Here is a 17,062-nt window from a genome sequence, read left to right on the forward strand (position 1 = left end):
GGGCGGTGAGCCGGCGGGGTCTGCTCGCCGGTGGGGCGTTGGCTGCGGGTGGCGCGGTGGCCGGCGCGGCGGTGGTCGCCGCCGCTACCGGTGACCAGGCCGGTGGCCCGCCTGCGACGGCTGCGCCGAGCCCGGTGGCGGCCGTCGGTGCGCTGGTCGAGCCGTTCCACGGTCCCCGGCAGGCCGGGGTCACCACCGAGCCACAGGCGCACGGTGCCTTCGTCGCGTTCACCCTGCGACCGGGCACCGACCGGGCGGCGCTGGGCCGGTTGCTGCGGCTGCTCAGCGACGACGCCGCCCGGCTCACCCAGGGCCGGCCGGCGCTGGCCGACACCGAGGCGGAACTCGGGTTGCTGCCCGCCCGGCTCACCGTGACCTTCGGTTTCGGCCCCGGCCTCTACCGGGCCGCAGGCGTCGACGACCGCCGGCCGCCGTCCGTGGTGGACCTGCCGGCGTTCCGTGTCGACCGGCTCCAGCCGGCCTGGTCCGGTGGGGACCTACTGGTGCAGATCTGCGCCGACGACGCGGTCACCGTCGCCCACGCCCAACGGGTACTGATCAAGGACAGCCGGCCCTTCGCCACCGTCCGTTGGGTGCAGCAGGGCTTCCGGCGCAGCCCCGGCGTCGAGCCGGCCGGCCACACCCAACGCAACCTGTTCGGTCAGCTCGACGGCACCGCCAACCCTCGCCCCGGCCCACCGTCGGACACCGCCGTGTGGGTGCCCGACGGCCCGGCCTGGCTCAAGGACAGCACCACCCTCGTGGTCCGCAGGATCAGCATGAACCTGGAGACCTGGGACCTGCTCGGCCGCACCGACCGGGAACTCGCCATCGGCCGCCGCCTCGACACCGGCGCCCCGCTCACCGGCACCGCCGAACACGACGAACCCAACTTCGCCGCCACCGGCGACGACGGCCTCACCGTCATCCCGGACTTCTCCCACCTCACCCGGGCACACGTCACCGACGACCGGCTGAAGATCCTGCGCCGGCCCTACAACTACGACGGCACACCCACCCCGCAGGGGCACGCCGACAGTGGACTGATCTTCGCCGCCTACCAGGCCGACATCACCACCCAGTTCCTGCCGATCCAACGACGACTCGCCGACCGGGACCTGCTCAACGAATGGACCACCCCGATCGGCTCCGCCGTGTTCGCCGTCCCGCCCGGCTGCCCACCCGACGGCTGGATCGGTCAGCAGGTGCTCGGATGAGCCGGCCCGGTAGAGCGTCATGATCACCTCGACCTGCCGGCTCGCCGCCGCGCTGCTGGCCGCCGCGCTGGCGCTCCTCGTCGCCGCAACGCCGGCCTGGGCACACAACAGCCTCACCTCGGCCTCACCGGCTCGGGAGGCGACCCTGTCCCGCGCGCCCACCGAGATCACGCTCGAGTTCCTGGCCCGGCTGGACCCGGCCTTCACCACCATCGTGCTCACCGACGGGACGAAACGACGCGTCCCCACCGGCGATCCGGTGGTCGACGGGACGAAGAGCACCGTCCAGGTGACGGACACCCTGCCCAACGGGACGTACACCGTCGCGTACCGGGTGGTGTCCGCCGACGGGCACCCGGTGCAGGGGTCGTACCCGTTCACCGTGGCCGACCCCGCCGCGCCGACCGTCGCCCCCAGCACCGCGTCGGCCCCCCCGGCCGCCGCCACCGCCGCGGCCCCGGCCGGGGACGACGACGGCGGCCGGGGCACGGTCCTGGGCGTGGCCGGCGGCGCGGTGGCCGCGCTGGCGGTGGCGGCGGGCGCGCTCCGGTGGCGACGCCGGTCGGCACGCCGCTGAGGGCGGGCCGGCGCGACGCCGGCACCACGAACGCGGGCTGATCCGCCCGTAGGCACGGGACGACCATCGGGTACCTCCCGACGATCTCGATCGGATGAGTATGTCTGTCACTGAGTTGCCCGGCCCGTCGAGGCCGGAACCCGCCCCACCCGCCGACCCGCCCGTCCGGTCCACCCGGGGTGGTTCCCCGTTCGGCGCGTTGCTGCTGCGGTTGCACTTCTACGCGGGTGTGCTGGTCGCGCCGTTCCTGGTGGTCGCCGCGCTGACCGGGTTGGCGTACACGGTCGCGCCGCAGGTGGACGGGGTGCTCTACGGCGACCGGATGACGGTGGCCGAGGTGGGTGAGCGGCCACTACCGGTGGCCGACCAGGTCGGGGCGGCCCGCAACGCCCACCCCGAAGGCGGTGTCGCCTCGGTGCAGCCGGGAACGGGTGACCAGGCCACGAGGGTGGTGTTCGCGGCCCCGGAGTACGGGGAGAAGCAGCACACCGTGTACGTCGACCCGTACACGGCACGGGTGCAGGGGCAGCTGACCACCTGGTTCGGGTCCACCCCGGCCACCACCTGGCTGGACGACCTGCACCGCAACCTGCACCTCGGGGAGGTCGGCCGGCACTACTCGGAGCTGGCCGCGAGTTGGCTGTGGATCATCGCGCTGGGAGGGGTCGTGCTGTGGTGGCGACGCCGCCGGGCCTCCCGGGCCACCGTGCGGCACCTGCTCGTGCCGGACCTGTCCGCCGCCCGGGGGGTCCGCCGGACCCGGGGCTGGCATGCCACCCTCGGGGTCTGGCTCACCGTCGGCCTGTTGTTCCTCTCGGCGACTGGGTTGACCTGGTCCCGGTACGCCGGAGCGAACTTCGGCGCCGGCCTCGACTCCCTCGACGCCCGCGCCCCGCTGCTGTCCACCGCCCTCACCGCGACGCCGAGCGACCCGGCCGATGCCGACGGCGGTGGTCACCACGGTGCGTCCGGGGCGGGCGGGGTGGTCGAGTCGGCCGCCTTCGACCGGGTGCTGACCGCCGCCCGGACGGCCGGGCTGGTCGGCCCGGTCGAGATCGCCCCGGCTGCGGAGCCGGGCTCAGCCTGGACGGTCACCCAGGTCGACAACACCTGGCCGGTCGCGAAGGACCGGGTCGCCGTCGACCCCGCCACGACCACGGTCACCGCCCGCAGCGACTTCGCCGACTGGCCGCTGCTGGCCAAGCTCAGTGGTCTCGGCATCCAGGCCCACATGGGCGTGCTCTTCGGCCCGGTCAACCAACTCCTGCTCGCCGCGCTGGCTCTCGGGCTGCTCTGCGTCATCGTGTGGGGCTACCGCATGTGGTGGCAACGGCGACCCACCCGCACCGACCGGCGCGCGCTCGTCGGCACCCCACCGGCCCGGGGCGGCGTGCGGGCCGTACCGCGGTGGGTCCTGCTCGTCGGCGTGCCGTCGACGGTGGCGATCGGCTGGGCGCTGCCCCTGTTCGGGCTCACCCTCCTGGCCTTCCTCACCATCGACGTCGTCCTGGGCGCGACCTCGCGACGGCGTCGGCGCACCACCACCCCCACGTCACCCGCACCCGCCGGTCGATGACCGGTCCCGGCCGGTTGTCGCGCGACGGCCGGCCGGGACCGTCGACCCGTCAAAGGCGTCGGGCTTCCGCCCGGGGTGGCTCACATTCGTCAGGGTGACGATTGACCAGTCGGGGGTCGCGCCGTTACGGTCGACCTACTATCTGCGGCGTCGCGAGGTAAGCCGGTGAGATTCCGGCGCGGTCGCGCCACTGTGAGCGGTCCCGTCGTCGACGGTGCCACGAGCCAGGACGCTCGGTCGTCCGCAGCCTTGCGATGGGGACGCGTCATCCCCGGGAAGGTTCGTGTCCCATGTCGAGTTCCACTCCCACCCAGTCGCTGGTGCAACCCGTCGGGTCGGCCCGCGTGTGGGGGACGGCCCTGGTCGTCGTCGGCGTACTCCTCCTGCTCACCTACCTGGTCGCCTTCGATCAGGGCGCGATCTCGCGCAGCGGCATGTACCTGCACGAACTCATGCACGACGGGCGGCACCTGCTCGGTGTCCCGTGCCACTGACCACACCCCACAGTCCACCCACGTTCGCGACCGTCCTGCTCCGCGGTCTACTCGCCGGTCTCGTCGCCGGCCTGCTCGCGGGGGCGTTCGGCTATCTCGTCGGTGAGCCGCGCATCGAGGCGGCCATCGCGATCGAGGAGTCGGCCACCCACACCGGGCCGGTGGCCGACGACCACCACGCGGACGACCTGGTCGGTCGGGGCGGGCAGCGGGCCGGCCTGTTCCTGGCCACCGGGCTGTTCGGGACCGCGATGGGCGGCCTGTTGGCGACGGCGTACGTGCTGCTGCGCCGTCGCCTGCGCAGCACGGACGACGGCCGGTCGGTGCTGCTGCTCGCCGGTGGCACCCTGGTCGGCGCGGTGCTCGTGCCGTTCGGGAAGTACCCGGCCAATCCACCGGCGGTCGGTGATCCCGACACCATCGACCAGCGCACCGTCGCCTACCTGGCGCTGGTGGTCCTCGGCCTGGTGGCGGTCTGGGCGGGCACCCTCGGCTACCGGTCGGTGCGCGCCGACGCGCCGGTCTGGCAACGGTTCGGGGCGGGCGTCGGCGGATTCCTCCTGGTCGCCGTCGTCGGCTATGTGGTCCTGCCGTCGTTCCAGGAGGTTCCGGACGACTTCCCGGCGACCCTGCTGTGGAACTTCCGGTTGGCCTCGCTCGGCACCCAGGTGGTGCTCTGGACCGCGATCGGCCTGCTGTTCAGCGCCCTGATGAGTCGGGGCGGCGGACGGCCGAAGAGCGAGCGGCACGCAGGCGACCGCCCCGGTGAGCCGGCGATCGGTCAGGGCACACCGGCTCACCCGTGAGCACGACCAGCCTGCGGCTGGTCGCCCACGCGCACACCGCCGCCCTGCGGCAGGCGGTGTTCGGCGCGGGTGACGACGACCTGGACGAGGGCGGCCGGCAGGCCGCTCTCGCCCTCGTCGGCCCTGACCGGCGCACCCCTCTGGGCCGGGTGGACGTCTGTCTGACCAGCCCGGCGGCGGCAGCGGCGCAGACCGCGTACGCCCTCGGGTTGCATCCCACCGTCGAGGCCGCGTTGGCGGACTGCGACTACGCCGCCTGGGCCGGGCGGAGCCTGGCGGACGTGGGGGCGCGGGAGCCCGAGGCGTTGCGGCAGTGGTGGGAGCACCCCGGGGCGGCACCGCACGGCGGGGAGTCCCTCGCCGCACTGCGCGACCGGGTCGGGGGCTGGCTCGACGGTCGGCTCGCCCCGGGTGTCCGGATCGCCGCGGTGACCCATCCGATGGTGGTCCGGGTGGCGATCGTGCACGCGTTGCGACTTCCGACGGCCGTGTTGCCCCGACTGGACGTCGCCCCGCTGGCGGTGGTGCGGCTCAGCCGGCACGGCTCCCGGTGGCGGCTCCAGTTCACCGCGCCGCGGGTCGGACCAGGTTCGCAGCGCCGGCCGCAAGGGTGATCATCCGGGCCGCCGACCGCCGCCGAATCCCGGTGGCAGTCCCGGCCGGTGGTTGCGAGACTGCCACCGTGCGAGAGCCCGACCGTTTCCGCGCCGCCGTCGGCGCCTGGGCGGCCGGTGGCGCGGACGCGGCGGCGGCGGCGGTGACCGCCCGCCGCCTGGCCGGTGACGTGGTGGCCACGGTCGTGCTCGTCGAGGGGGTCAGTGACCGGAGCGCGGTCGAGGCGTTGGCCGTGCGGCGTGGCCGCGACCTCACCGACGAGGGCGTCTGCGTGCTGGCGATGGGGGGCGCGATGAGCGCCGGCCGGTTCCTGCGGCTGCTCGGCCCGCCGGGTCTCGGCCTGGCCGTCCGGGGTCTCTGCGACGAGGCCGAGGAGGGGTGGTTCCGGCGCGCTCTGGAGCAGGTCGGCCTCGGCGTCGACCTGAACCGCCCCGCGATGGAGGCGCTCGGCTTCCCGGTGTGCGTCGCCGACCTGGAGGACGAGCTGATCCGCGCGCTGGGTCCCGCCGGTGTCGAGGACGTCCTGGACACCGAGGGCGACCTGCCCAGATTCCGGGTCTTCCAGAACCAGCCCGCCCAGCGCGGTCGGTCCGTGCAGCGGCAGCTACGCCGGTTCCTGGGCACCACCAGCGGCCGTAAGGCGAGGTACGCCGCCGCACTGGTGCACGCCCTCGATCTGGAGCACGTCCCCCGGCCGTTGGACCGGCTGCTCCCCGGCGGCAGGTAGGGTCGCCAAGGTGACGGGTGACCTCCTGCTGCTCGCGGTCGACGACCCGCTGGCGGTCACGGCGAGCGGGGCGATCCGCAGCGGCGACCTCACCACGCTGCGCCGGCTGCTCACCGCACATCCGGGGCTGGCCACCGCGCACCTCGTCGACCACGTCGGTGGGGCCTCCGGTGCGACGTCCCGCACGCTGCTGCACGTCGTCACCGACTGGCCGGGCCGGTTTCCGCACGGGGCGGCCACCGTGGCCGCCCTGGTCGCCGCCGGCAGCGACGTCGACGCCCGGTTCGTCGGACCGCACCGGGAGACCCCGCTGCACTGGGCGGCCAGCTGCGACGACGTGGACGTCGTCGACGCCCTGCTGGACGCGGGTGCCGACATCGAGGCTGCCGGGGGCGTGATCGCCGGCGGCACGCCGCTCGCCGACGCGCGGGCCTTCGCCCAGTGGCGGGCGGCGTACCGGCTCGTCGTCCGGGGGGCCCGCACCACCCTCACCGACGCGGCCACCCTCGGCCTGCTCGACCGGGTGGAGCGGGCCTGCACCGACGTCGTCCCGCCGTCGGCCGACGAGATCGACGCGGCGTTCTGGGGCGCCTGCCACGGCGGCCGGCAGTCCTGCGCCGGGTACCTGTGGGAGCGGGGCGCCCGGCTCAACTGGATACCGCCGTGGGAGCACCGCACCGCCCTGGACGCGGCCGTCCGGCGCGGCGCCACCGAGCTGGTCGTCTGGCTGCGGGCGCGGGGCGGCGTCACCGCCGCCGAGCGGGACCGGCAACCGCCCGGACCAACCCCCTAGCCGGTACGCCGACCGCGTCGCCGCGCGGACCACCGGCCGGACGGGCACCACGCGACGATGGTGGCGCGGTGTGCCACCTGCGGGTGACGACGGCCGAGGCGGCCCGCGCGGGGCGCGGCTACTCCCCTGCGGGCAGTTGCTCCTTGGCCTCGTCGTAGCCGGCCGGGGCGGGCGTCTCGACCGGCGCGTAGACCACCCGGATCACCCCGGTCGGGAACACCTCCGTCGTCGTCACCCGCAGGTGGTAGGGCGCGTCACCGTCGTCGAACAGTCTGCGGCCCTTCCGCGCCGCCACCGGGTGCACCAGCAGCCGCAGCTCGTCGACCAGCCCGGCGGCGAGCAGCTGCTGCACCACGGAGATCGACCCGGGGATGAGGACGCCACCGATGCCGGCGTCGTTCCGGAGCGCGGCGACGACCTCGAGGAGATCGCCGTCGAGCAGCTCGGAGTTGCGCCAGGGAAACTCCCGGGACTGCCGCGAGACGACCACCTTGCGCAGGTCACCGAGCTGCTTGGCAAACGGCGCGTCGTCGCCGCCCGCCGTCTCCCGGCCGGGCCACGCCCCGGCGAAGCTGTCGTAGGTCTCCCGGCCGATGAGGAGCACGTCGGCGGCGTCGTAGTCCTCGCTGACGGCCCGACCCATGTTGTCGTCGAAGTACGGGAAGTGCCAGTCGGGGTCGATCTCGGCCACGCCGTCGGCCGAGATGAAAAGCGTGGAGATGACCTTTGCCATCGGAAAGGTCCCTTCGAGTCGGATGGATCACTTGCTGGACCGTCACAGCATCCCAAAGTCGCCGGCCGGGCACCGCCCGTCGGCCGGCACCGCGTGTCGCGCCGCACGCCGCCGGCCCTACCCGTGCAGCGTGATCCGGTAGCGTCGGGTGGGACCGAACCGGGTCTCCCCGATGCCCTCGAAGACTCCGCCGCACCGCTCGATCGTCCGCGCCGAGGCGACGTTGCCGGTTGCGCAGACGACCAGCAACCGTTCCCGCCCGAGCGCGCGCGCCTCGTCGAGCATCCGGCCCAGCGCCCAACTTGCCAGCCCACGGCCCCGGGCGGACGGGCGGATGCCGAACCCGAGGTGGCCGGCCCACTGCGCGTGTTCGTCGCGGTCGTGGCGCAGGGCGATCCCGCCGAGCACCCGCTCGTGTGCGACGATCCAGCGGTACGTGCAGCGGTCGACCTCGGCTGGCCCGGCCGGACCAGGCTGTCGCGTCAACCGCGCCACCCAGGCGGCGAACCCGTCCGGCGAGTCCACCTCGTCGCACGGGCGCAGCCCGAAGCCGTCCTCGTGCCGCCCCGGCCCCCACTCCAGGTGCGCCTCCCGCCAGGCGTCGTACCGCTCGACGGCAGGTGCGATCAGTTCGGGCACCCGACGACGATACCCGCGACCGGGCGACCGGGCGACCGGGCGACCGGGCGGGCATGCGGGCATGCGGGCCTGACGCCCCGGTCCCGCCGCCAGGACGATGTCGGCGGTGCCGAAAAGATCGTGGGGTGGGGCTGAAACCTGGCGGCCACGCCGAACGTCCTGAGAGGTGAGTCGGGCAACGACGTCGGCACCGGGCCGGTGCGACGACGGACCTGCCGACCACGTCCCCAGGTGAAGGAGCGGACAATGGCGATGAGACGATGGCTCGCGGGTGCCGGGTTGCTGGCGCTGACCGGGGCGCTGGCGGCCTGTGCGGTGGACACCCGACCCGGGGCCGACGGTGGGCAGGCGGCCCCGGCGCAACGGGACACCACGGCCGTGGCGGACAGCGTACCGGTGGGGTTGTCGGCCACGCCGCCGACGGCGACCAGGGCCCCACGCGGGTTCACCGGCACCCGGCAGTACACGATCGTCCGGGTCGGCGCGTTCGAGAGCGGCCTGTCGCTGACCGACTCCGGGCGGCTGGCCGAGGTCGACGACGACCAGGGCCGGCAGCTGTTCGTGCCGACCCCGCTGGGTGGGCAGAAGTACCTCGTCAAGTCGTACTCCCGGGCCAGTGCCGGCCCGCTCTGCTGGCGGGTGCATAATCCCGGCAACAGCAAACCGTTGGAGGTTCGGGCCGCCACGTGCAACGCCGATGATCCCCGCCAGCAGTTCGAGATCTTCGCCGCGACCGGCACCACGCCGTCCTACCTGATCAGCAACGCCGGGGCGTTCCTGCGGGACTCCGCACGCTCCGGCCTCATCCTCGAGGAGCTGGGTGACGCCCCGCCGACGAGCAGCTTCCGGTTCAACGACAACGGACCGGCGCCCGCCAACCGCTGACGGCAGGCCGGTCGGATCGGACTGGACCGACGTCCCGTCCGATCCGACCGGGCCCGCGCGGGGCGGGGCGGCCCCCGGGCCGGGCGCTGCGGGTGCAGAGGCGACCGGTCAGGTGGAGAGCGTGATCGATGCGTGACGCCGAGGAGTTCGACGCCTTCTACGCCTCGTCGGCGCAACGGGTGCTGGGGCAGGTGTACGCGATGCTCGGCAGCCGTACCGAGGCCGAGGACGCGGTGGCCGAGGCGTACGCCCGGGCCTGGAGCCGGTGGGCGACGGTGCGGGAGTGCGACAGCCCGGAGGCGTGGGTACGCAAGGTCGCCTACCGGGTGGCGGTGAGCGCGTGGCGCAAGGCGGTGAACCGGGTCACGGCGCACCGGCGGGAGGCGACCGGACAGCAGGTGGAACCGGTCTCCGTCGACCACGTGGTGCTGGTCGACGCGTTACGGCACATCCCCTCCGAGCAGCGCCGGGCCATCGTGCTGCATCATCTGGTCGGCCTCAGCGTGGCCGAGATCGCCGCGGAGACCCGGGCGAATCCGAACACCGTCAAGACCCGGTTGGCCCGGGGCCGCCAGGCCCTGGCCAGGTACCTGAGCGATGACGGACATCAGACGGCGGCCGGGAGGAGCCATGGGGCCTGACGACATGCTCGACGAGGCCCTGCGCGGGCTGGCCCGACAGGCCGGGCAGACCGGTCGGCTCGCCACCGTCGCCGAGGTCCGTCGACGCGGTGACAGCCGGCGTCGGCGTCGGCACGTCGCGACCGCCGCGCTGGGCATCGCCCTGCTGGGGGCGGTGGGTGCCGGTGCCACCGTGGTGCACCTCGCCGGCACTGCGCGCACCACCCTGCCCGCCGGCCCGAGCGGTACGACGTCGGGCCCGACACCGGGGGCCACCCCGTCCACCGGGCCGACCCCGGACACCTCGACCACCGGGGATCCGACGTCCGGGTCGCCCCGGGCCACCCCCAGGGGCACGCCCAGCGGGTCGAAGAGTTCGGCGTCCACCGACCCGCTACGGCTCGGACAGCGCCGCTACGTCGTCCTGCGGTCCGCCGCGATGGAGTCCGTGGTGTCCCTGCTCGACGACGGCAGTCTCGGCGAGGTCGACGGCGACGAGGGGCGCAGCCTGTTCGTGTTCGTGCCCCAGGGGTCCGGCACCTATCTGGTCCGTACCGCCGAACCGAACGCTGACGGTAACCGGGACTGCTGGCAGGTCCGGTCGGCGGGTTCCGACCCGCTCACCGTCGTCGCGGCGGCCTGCTCGCCGGACGAGCCGAGGCAACTGTTCTCGATCGTGGTGCACAGCTCGGAGGGGGGCCAGCGGACCTACGCCCTCAGCAACAACTCCGCCTATCTCCAGTACTCCGACCAGCGCGGGTTGATCCTGGAGGAGCTCGGCGACGCTCCCCTGGAAACGGTGTTCCGGTTCGTGGACAACGGGCCCGCGCCCAAGTGACGACGGTCCGGGGCGCGGCGGCGTCCCGGCCACTCACCTGTCCCGGCCGCTCACCGTCGGGGCAGTGTGGCAAGCCAGCGGTCCAGCTCGGTCGGGGAGCGGAACAGCAGCACCGGTGGTCCCGACGGGTCGGCCTGCCAGGCCCGCATCCGCCGCCGGGCACGACCGAACGCGCTGACGTGCCACACCAGGATCGAGTCCCGGGACAGCACACTGCCCAGTGACTCGCGGTTACCGTTGCAGATCTCCTCCCCCGTGGCCAGCCGGCGGAGGGTACGCCGCAGCAGCCGCCCGAACGAACGCCAGCGGGGGTAGTCCAGGGCGACGACCAGGTCGGCGCGGTCCAGGGGCACGTCCCGCCACCCGTGGTAGGCCCCGTCGAGGATCCACCGGTCGCCCCGGCAGACCTCAATGATCCGGCTGCGCTGCTCGGCGACCGGCACCTCGACCCAGCCGGGTTGCCACAGCAGGTCGTCGACCGGGTGCCACGGCAACCGCAACCGGTCGGCCAGCACCGCCGCGAGGGTCGACTTTCCCGCGCCGTACACCCCGTAGACCAGGATCCGGGACGGTGCGCTCATCCGGGCAGCCTACGTAGCGGGTGCGGGGGCCGCTCGTCGTCTCCGGGTGGGGTTCGGCCCGGCGGGCACGCCGACGTCACGGCGACCCGACGCGCCGCCGGTACCGGTACGGCGACCGTCGATGCCTCTTGTCGGAATCTCCCGCCGTCCATTAGTTTGTTTAACATCCAGACCAACTAGCTTTACCCCAACCTGCGAACCCACTACCTAGCCCTTCTCGAAGGGGGACCGATGACACCCCAGCAACCCGGCTCGACAGGCTCGCGCCGACACTTCCTCGGCCTGGTCGGCCTCGGCACGGCAGCCATCGCCGGCGGCCCGCTGCTCGCCGGGTGCTCCGAGAAGCCGGCCGGCTCCGGTGCCGCGCAGAACCTGGACGCGTACGCCAACCTGCTGCCGACGCAGAAGGACCTCGCCCAGAGCATCAAGCCCGACATCATCGGCACCCGGCCGGTGCCCGACGGCTACACGAAGTACCCGACCTCGCTGGTCGACGCGATCACCGAGCGGCCCGGCACCAGCGGCAAGGAGATCACCGCGATGACCCCGGCCTGGGGCCCGGCCCCACCCGGGGTCGCCCAGAACGCCTACCTCCAGGCGGTCAACGCCGAGCTGGGCACGCCGGTGAACTTCACCATCCAGGACGGCAACACCTACGCCGACAAGCTCAACGCGATGCTCGGCGCGCGGGACGTCCCGGAGCTGCTCTGCGTGCCGGGTTGGGAGGTGCAGAAGATCCCGCGCTTCTCCGAGGCGATCAAGGTGCTCTTCGAGGACCTCACCGACTACCTCAAGGGCGACGCGGCCAACGCGTACCCGATGCTGGCCTCGTTCCCCACCGGCGCCTGGCGCAACTCGCTGTGGAACGAGCGGCTGATGGCCGTGCCCAACCCGACCGACGGGCCGTTCCCCTGGGCGTTGTTCACCCGCAAGGACCTGCTCGACGCGCGCGGGCTGGCGGTGCCGGCGTCACTCGACGACCTGCTCACCGTGGCCAGGCAGGTCACCGACCCGGCCAAGAAGGTGTGGGCGTTCGACAACGTCTTCGAGATGATCCAGATGTACCACAAGGTGCCGGCCTCCAAGCAGGGCTGGCGGCTGAAGGCCGACGGGACCCCGGAGTTCAAGTACGAGACCCCGGAGTACCGGCAGGCCGTCGAGGTGATGGCCAAGATCTACAAGGACGGTCTGGTCCACCCCGAGATCGTCGCCAGCAAGGGCGCGGACAACGTCCAACTGTTCGCCAAGAACGGCGCGATCGTCTTCTCCCGCAACGGGGTGGGCTTCTGGCAGGGCGCCCAGGCCGAGCACCAGAAGGTCAACCCCAAGCTGAACATCCAGCCGGTGCCGGTCTTCTCGGCCACCGGCGGTGACCCGCTGGTCTGGGGTGACGACGAGCCGATCTCCTTCACCTTCGTCAAGAAGGGACTCGGCAAGGAGCGGGTCGAGGAGCTGCTGCGGATCATGAACTGGTGCTCCGCGCCGCTGGGCTCGCAGGAGGCGCAGCTGCGCGACTACGGGTTGGCGGGCAAGCACCACAACAGCACCCCGAACGGGCCGGTCAAGACCGACCTGGCGTTCAAGGAGATCGCCAACCAGTACTTCTTCATCAGCGGACGCAACCCCACCATCGGCCCGTACCCGGAGACCCCGAACTACGTGCCGGACCTCCTGAACTACTCCAACGCCATGGTGAAGTTCCTGGAGAAGGACCCCTGGGACGGGGTGAAGCTGGAGATGCCGGCCGCGTACAAGGCCAACCAGGTGCCCACCGAGGACAAGTTCACCGACCTCCTGCGCGGCCGCCGGCCGCTCTCCGACGTCGACGCCATCGTGCAGGAGTGGAAGGCCAACGGGGGCGAGGAAGCGCGGGAACTGCTCGCCAAGTCCCTGCCCAAGGCCGGGCGATGACCACTCGCGACACCACCGTCGCGGCCGGGTCCGACCGGACCCGGCCCGACGGGCCCACCGGGACGCCACGCGGGCGCCGTCCCGCCCGCCGTCGCCGGGTGCCGCTGCGCACCCGGCTCGCCCGGGACTGGCAGCTGCTGGTCATGGTGACGCCCGGCTTCCTCGTCCTGCTGGTCTTCAGCTACCTGCCGATCCTGGGCAACATCATCGCCTTCCAGGACTACAACCCCTACCTGGGCGACAACCCGTTGCAGGCGTTCGCGCGCAGCAACTGGATCGGGTTCGGCCAGTTCCAACTGCTCTTCGAGGACTCGGCCTTCTGGGAAGCGCTGCGCAACACCCTGGCGATCACCGCGTTCCAGCTGGTCTTCTTCTTCCCGCTGCCGATCTTCCTGGCGATCATGCTGCACAACCTGCTCTCCAGCCGGTGGCGCGGCTTCGTGCAGACCGTCGTCTATCTGCCGCACTTCTTCAGCTGGGTGCTGGTGGTCAGCTTCTTCGTCGCCATGCTCGGCGGCGCCGGCCTGCTCGCACAGACCATGCGCGACGCCGGCATGCAGCCGTGGAACGTGATGACCAACCCGGACACCTTCATCATCCTGGTCACCGCCGAGGCGGTCTGGAAGGACGTCGGGTGGGGGACCATCGTCTTCCTCGCCGCGCTGTCCACCATCGACACCAGCCTCTACGAGGCGGCGGCGGCCGACGGCGCCGGCCGGTGGCGGCGGCTGTGGCACATCACCCTGCCCGGCCTGCGCCCGGTGATCGTGCTGCTGCTCATCCTGCGGCTGGGCGACGCGCTCTCGGTCGGGTTCGAACAGTTCCTGCTGCAACGTGACGCGGTGGGCCGGCAGGCCGCCGAGGTGCTCGACACCTTCGTCTACCACTTCTCCATCGCCACCGGCAACTACGGCTACGGCGCGGCGGCCGGGCTGTTCAAGGCCGCGATCGGGCTGGGCCTGATCCTGGCCGCCAACCGGGTCGCCCACCTGCTCGGCGAACGAGGGATCTATTCGAAATGACCGAGACCGTCGCACTGCGGGCCCGCTCCGGGCGCGACCGCCGGCCGGTGTGGGAGGAGCCACCGACCCGGATCGGCCAGGGGTTCAAGGCCGCCTTCCTGGGTCTGCTCGTGCTCAGTGTGCTCTTCCCGCTCTGGGTGATCCTGGTGACCAGCCTGTCCTCCCGGGAGACCCTCGCCGAGGCCGGCGGCATCGTCGTCATCCCCCGGGGCATCGACACCGCGGCCTACGAGACGATCTTCGCCGGTGGGGCGGTCACCCGGGCGCTGTGGATCAGCACGCTGGTCACCGTCATCGGCAGCACGCTGGCGTTGACCGTGACCGTCCTCGCCGCGTACGGGTTGTCCCAGCCGCGTTCGGTGGGCTACCGCTGGCTGCTGATCTACTTCCTGGTCCCGTTCCTGGTGTACCCGCCGTTGGTGCCGAAATACCTGGTGGTGACCGGGCTGGGCCTCAAGGACACCATCTGGGCGCTGATCCTGCCGCCGGCGATCAGCGTGTTCAACCTGGTGGTGGTGCGCGGCTTCTTCCAGGCCATCCCGCAGGAACTGCTGGACAGCGCCCGGGTCGACGGGGCGAGCCACTTCCGTACCCTGGTGCGGATCGTGCTGCCGCTGTCCCGGGCGGTCATCGCCGTGGTGGGGCTGTTCTACGCGGTGAGCTACTGGAACGTCTGGTTCGACGCGCTGCTGTTCATCGACCGCAACGACATGTACCCGATCCAGCGGGTGTTGCAGAGCTACCTGCTGGCCGGCCAGGCCCCGCACACCTCCGGCGGCAGCACCGGCGTGTCCATGCCACCGACCGAGGCGATCAAGATGGCGGTGGTCGTGCTCACCGTCGCCCCGATCGTCGCGGTCTATCCGTTCATCCAGCGGCATTTCATCAAGGGTGTGCTGATCGGCGCCGTCAAGGGCTGACCGCTGCGGCGGGACCGGGTCGACGGCCACACCGGCCCGCGTGCGACAGTGCCTGGTTGTGAGCACACTTGCCGTACGCGGGCTGACCCGCCGGTTCGGCGCGCTGGTCGTCCTCGACGACGTGCGCTTCCAGCTCGACGCGGGGCAGGTCGCCGTCGTCGTCGGGCCCAACGGCTCCGGCAAGACCACCCTGCTGCGCTGCGTCGTCGGGGCGGACCGCCCCGACGAGGGCGAGGTCCTGCTCGACGGCCGACGCTGCGACGAGACCGACCCCCGGGTCCGCGCGGCGGTCGCCGCCGCCCTCGACGACATCGACTTCTTTCCCGACCTGTCCGTCGTCGAACACCTCGAACTGCTCGCCTACGCCCACGGCGGCACCGCCGACCCGGTCGAGGAGGTGCTCACCGAGCTGGGTCTCGAACCGGCCCGCGACCAGCTTCCGGCGACCCTGTCCAGCGGCCAGCGCCGCCGCCTCGCCCTCGCCTCCTGCTTCGTACGCCCGCGCCGGTTGCTCGTCCTCGACGAACCGGAGCAGCGCCTCGACGTCCGGGGCCGGGCCTGGCTGGCGCAGCGGCTGCTGCGGGAGAAGGCAGCCGGCACGGCGGTGCTGATGGCGTCGCACGACACCGAACTGATCGACGCGGTCGCCGACCGGCGGATCGAGATCGGCGGCTGAGGTGACGTCGACCAGGACCTCCCCACCACCGGTGGTCGGGCCCACGCCCCGGCAACTGCGGGCCGGGCTGCGACGGGCCCGCCGCCGCCACCATCCCGGCTCGCTCGGCGAGGTGCTCACCGACGCCTACGTCGTGGTCCTGTTCGTCGCCCTGTACGGCTGGTTCGCGGTCGCCGCGATCCGCGACCACCTGGCGGCCCCGCAGGTGACCCGGACCGACCCGGGCGACAGGTACTGGATCGCCGTCGCCGCGGTGACGGCAGGGGCCGGGCTCGCCTGGTGGGGCCTGCGGCTGACCGGGCCGCTGCTGGTCACCCCGGCCGCGCAGACCTGGTTGGTCAGCTCACCGGTGGACCGCCGGGCGTGGCTGCTCCCCCGGTTCGGTGGCCTGGTCGGCGGCGGCACCATCGGTGTCGGGCTGCTGGCGGTGGCAGCCGCGTACGCCGGTGGCCTCGACCGCCCCGTCGACCTGGGCTGGGCGGCGTTGGCCGGCCTCACCTGCGGGGCCACCGCGACCGGGTGGGCCGTCGTCGCCCAGAGCGTCCGCCCCACACCCCGCTGGGCGGGACGGCTCGGCGTCGGTCTGTCCGCCGCCGGGGCGACGATCGCGGTGCTGGTGGTGCTCGGGCACGCCGCCGGGTGGTCCCTCCCGCTGCCGCCGGTGCCGCTCACCGCCGGCGTCGGCCTGGTGCTGCTGCCGGTCGCGGTGGCGTCCACCGTCCGCGCGCACCGGCGGCTCGCCCGGGTGGACCGGGCGGCGCTGACCACGGGCGCGCAGTTCGCCAACGCCGCCACCACCGCCGCCGTGCTGCTGGATCCGTCGCTGCTCGCCGCGCTGGTGGAGAGCCGCCGGTGGCGCGGGATCGGCCTGGTGCGCGGGCGGCCCTTCCGTGCCGGTGGTCGGTTGCGGGTGCTGCTCCAGGCAGAGGTACGCCGGTTGTCGCGCCGCCGGGGTGCCCTCGTCGGCTGGGTCGGGGCGCTGCTGACCATGTACGCCGTCGCGGTGGCGCTGCCGTCGATCGCGGGTCCCGCGCACCTGGTGCTGGCGTACCTGGCGACGGGCGGGCTCACCGGCGGGCTCCGCGCGGTCAGTCGCGCACCGGGCCTGCGGCGGTCCCTCGGCGGCAACGACGCCCTGTTGCGGCTGACGCATCTCGTCGTGCCGGGCGTCGGCGCCACCCTCTGGTATCTGGCCACCCTGCCCGCCCTGCGGCCGGTGCCCGTCCCGCTCGACGCGGTGCTGCTGCTCGGGGTCGTGGCGGCGGCCTTCTGGGCCGGCACCCGCCCACCCATGCGGTACGGCGGGGCGATGGTGAACACGCCGTTCGCGATGGTGCCCGTGGACCTGGTCCGTCAGGTGCTGCGCGGCCCGGACCTGGTCGCCGTGCTGGTGGTCGTCCAACTGCTCGCGGGGTGACGGTGGCGGCCTGGC

At 73.1% G+C, this 17,062-nt stretch carries 19 protein-coding genes and 1 riboswitch; of the genes, 16 read left to right on the forward strand and 3 right to left on the reverse strand.

Annotation, left to right across the window (positions count from 1 at the left end):
• The first annotated feature begins 5 nt into the window (after positions 1 to 5).
• The 8 genes from AB0K25_RS08930 (at position 6) to AB0K25_RS08965 (ending at position 6,805) form a co-directional block, all read left to right on the forward strand.
• The gene (locus AB0K25_RS08930; protein ID WP_219469933.1) at positions 6 to 1,217 is read left to right on the forward strand and encodes a Dyp-type peroxidase; all 1,212 of its coding nucleotides are present in this window, start codon (positions 6 to 8) and stop codon (positions 1,215 to 1,217) included.
• 19 nt (positions 1,218 to 1,236) lie between these two features.
• On the forward strand, positions 1,237 to 1,794 hold the full coding sequence (locus AB0K25_RS08935; RefSeq protein WP_357533742.1) for a copper resistance CopC family protein: 558 nt from the start codon (positions 1,237 to 1,239) through the stop codon (positions 1,792 to 1,794).
• Positions 1,795 to 1,894: 100 nt separating this feature from the next.
• Entirely contained in the window at positions 1,895 to 3,370 is a 1,476-nt protein-coding gene (locus AB0K25_RS08940) for a PepSY domain-containing protein (RefSeq protein ID WP_219461331.1), read from the forward strand.
• Between the two features lie 161 nt (positions 3,371 to 3,531).
• Positions 3,532 to 3,600: riboswitch (cobalamin riboswitch) on the forward strand.
• Between the two features lie 60 nt (positions 3,601 to 3,660).
• Positions 3,661 to 3,864, forward strand: a complete 204-nt coding sequence (locus tag AB0K25_RS08945) for a CbtB-domain containing protein (protein WP_208566216.1) — start codon at positions 3,661 to 3,663, stop codon at positions 3,862 to 3,864.
• A complete protein-coding gene (locus AB0K25_RS08950) occupies positions 3,855 to 4,670 on the forward strand; it encodes a CbtA family protein (protein WP_219461329.1) in 816 nt (271 codons plus the stop codon). Before AB0K25_RS08945 ends, AB0K25_RS08950 begins: the two co-directional genes overlap by 10 nt.
• On the forward strand, positions 4,667 to 5,284 hold the full coding sequence (locus AB0K25_RS08955) for a histidine phosphatase family protein (protein WP_363819362.1): 618 nt from the start codon (positions 4,667 to 4,669) through the stop codon (positions 5,282 to 5,284). The genes AB0K25_RS08950 and AB0K25_RS08955 overlap by 4 nt, the downstream gene beginning before the upstream one ends.
• 68 nt (positions 5,285 to 5,352) lie before the next feature.
• On the forward strand, positions 5,353 to 6,012 hold the full coding sequence (locus AB0K25_RS08960; RefSeq protein ID WP_363819365.1) for a TOPRIM nucleotidyl transferase/hydrolase domain-containing protein: 660 nt from the start codon (positions 5,353 to 5,355) through the stop codon (positions 6,010 to 6,012).
• Between the two features lie 10 nt (positions 6,013 to 6,022).
• Complete coding sequence (locus AB0K25_RS08965) at positions 6,023 to 6,805, forward strand: ankyrin repeat domain-containing protein (protein WP_357533751.1); 783 nt, start codon at positions 6,023 to 6,025, stop codon at positions 6,803 to 6,805.
• A gap of 118 nt (positions 6,806 to 6,923) precedes the next feature.
• On the opposite strand, the gene AB0K25_RS08970 is transcribed toward AB0K25_RS08965, so the two are convergent.
• Both AB0K25_RS08970 and AB0K25_RS08975 read right to left on the reverse strand, forming a co-directional pair.
• On the reverse strand, positions 6,924 to 7,538 hold the full coding sequence (locus AB0K25_RS08970) for a dihydrofolate reductase family protein (RefSeq protein WP_357533753.1): 615 nt from the start codon (positions 7,536 to 7,538) through the stop codon (positions 6,924 to 6,926).
• A gap of 117 nt (positions 7,539 to 7,655) precedes the next feature.
• Positions 7,656 to 8,177 (reverse strand): GNAT family N-acetyltransferase, encoded by a 522-nt coding sequence (locus tag AB0K25_RS08975; protein WP_357533754.1) that lies wholly within the window; start codon positions 8,175 to 8,177, stop codon positions 7,656 to 7,658.
• 246 nt (positions 8,178 to 8,423) lie between these two features.
• On the opposite strand from AB0K25_RS08975, the gene AB0K25_RS08980 reads away from it, so the two are divergent.
• The 3 genes from AB0K25_RS08980 (at position 8,424) to AB0K25_RS08990 (ending at position 10,520) form a co-directional block, all read left to right on the forward strand.
• Positions 8,424 to 9,062: a hypothetical protein gene (locus AB0K25_RS08980; protein ID WP_219461313.1), complete on the forward strand. Its 639-nt coding sequence runs from the start codon at positions 8,424 to 8,426 to the stop codon at positions 9,060 to 9,062.
• Between the two features lie 128 nt (positions 9,063 to 9,190).
• Positions 9,191 to 9,703, forward strand: a complete 513-nt coding sequence (locus tag AB0K25_RS08985) for a sigma-70 family RNA polymerase sigma factor (protein WP_357533757.1) — start codon at positions 9,191 to 9,193, stop codon at positions 9,701 to 9,703.
• Positions 9,693 to 10,520, forward strand: a complete 828-nt coding sequence (locus AB0K25_RS08990; RefSeq protein ID WP_357533759.1) for a hypothetical protein — start codon at positions 9,693 to 9,695, stop codon at positions 10,518 to 10,520. Before AB0K25_RS08985 ends, AB0K25_RS08990 begins: the two co-directional genes overlap by 11 nt.
• A 50-nt stretch (positions 10,521 to 10,570) precedes the next feature.
• On the opposite strand, the gene AB0K25_RS08995 is transcribed toward AB0K25_RS08990, so the two are convergent.
• Entirely contained in the window at positions 10,571 to 11,101 is a 531-nt protein-coding gene (locus AB0K25_RS08995) for an adenylate kinase (protein ID WP_219461306.1), read from the reverse strand.
• Positions 11,102 to 11,332: 231 nt separating this feature from the next.
• Between AB0K25_RS08995 and AB0K25_RS09000 the strand changes: the two genes are divergently transcribed.
• Genes AB0K25_RS09000 through AB0K25_RS09020 form a run of 5 tightly spaced genes read left to right on the forward strand, consistent with a single transcriptional unit; the run spans position 11,333 to position 17,047 of the window.
• Positions 11,333 to 13,012 carry an extracellular solute-binding protein gene (locus AB0K25_RS09000; RefSeq protein ID WP_219461303.1) on the forward strand — a complete coding sequence of 560 codons (1,680 nt, stop codon included), beginning with the start codon at positions 11,333 to 11,335 and terminating at the stop codon, positions 13,010 to 13,012.
• Positions 13,009 to 14,034, forward strand: a complete 1,026-nt coding sequence (locus AB0K25_RS09005; protein ID WP_357533762.1) for an ABC transporter permease subunit — start codon at positions 13,009 to 13,011, stop codon at positions 14,032 to 14,034. The genes AB0K25_RS09000 and AB0K25_RS09005 overlap by 4 nt, the downstream gene beginning before the upstream one ends.
• The gene (locus tag AB0K25_RS09010; RefSeq protein ID WP_357533764.1) at positions 14,031 to 14,954 is read left to right on the forward strand and encodes a carbohydrate ABC transporter permease; all 924 of its coding nucleotides are present in this window, start codon (positions 14,031 to 14,033) and stop codon (positions 14,952 to 14,954) included. Before AB0K25_RS09005 ends, AB0K25_RS09010 begins: the two co-directional genes overlap by 4 nt.
• A gap of 58 nt (positions 14,955 to 15,012) precedes the next feature.
• Entirely contained in the window at positions 15,013 to 15,630 is a 618-nt protein-coding gene (ccmA, locus tag AB0K25_RS09015) for a heme ABC exporter ATP-binding protein CcmA (protein WP_307799071.1), read from the forward strand.
• A gap of 1 nt (position 15,631) precedes the next feature.
• Positions 15,632 to 17,047, forward strand: coding sequence for a DUF6297 family protein (locus AB0K25_RS09020; RefSeq protein WP_357533767.1), 1,416 nt, complete (start codon positions 15,632 to 15,634; stop codon positions 17,045 to 17,047).
• Positions 17,048 to 17,062 lie beyond the last annotated feature (15 nt).

The organism is Micromonospora sp. NPDC049257 (genome assembly GCF_040678915.1).
GTDB lineage: Bacteria > Actinomycetota > Actinomycetes > Mycobacteriales > Micromonosporaceae > Micromonospora > Micromonospora antibiotica.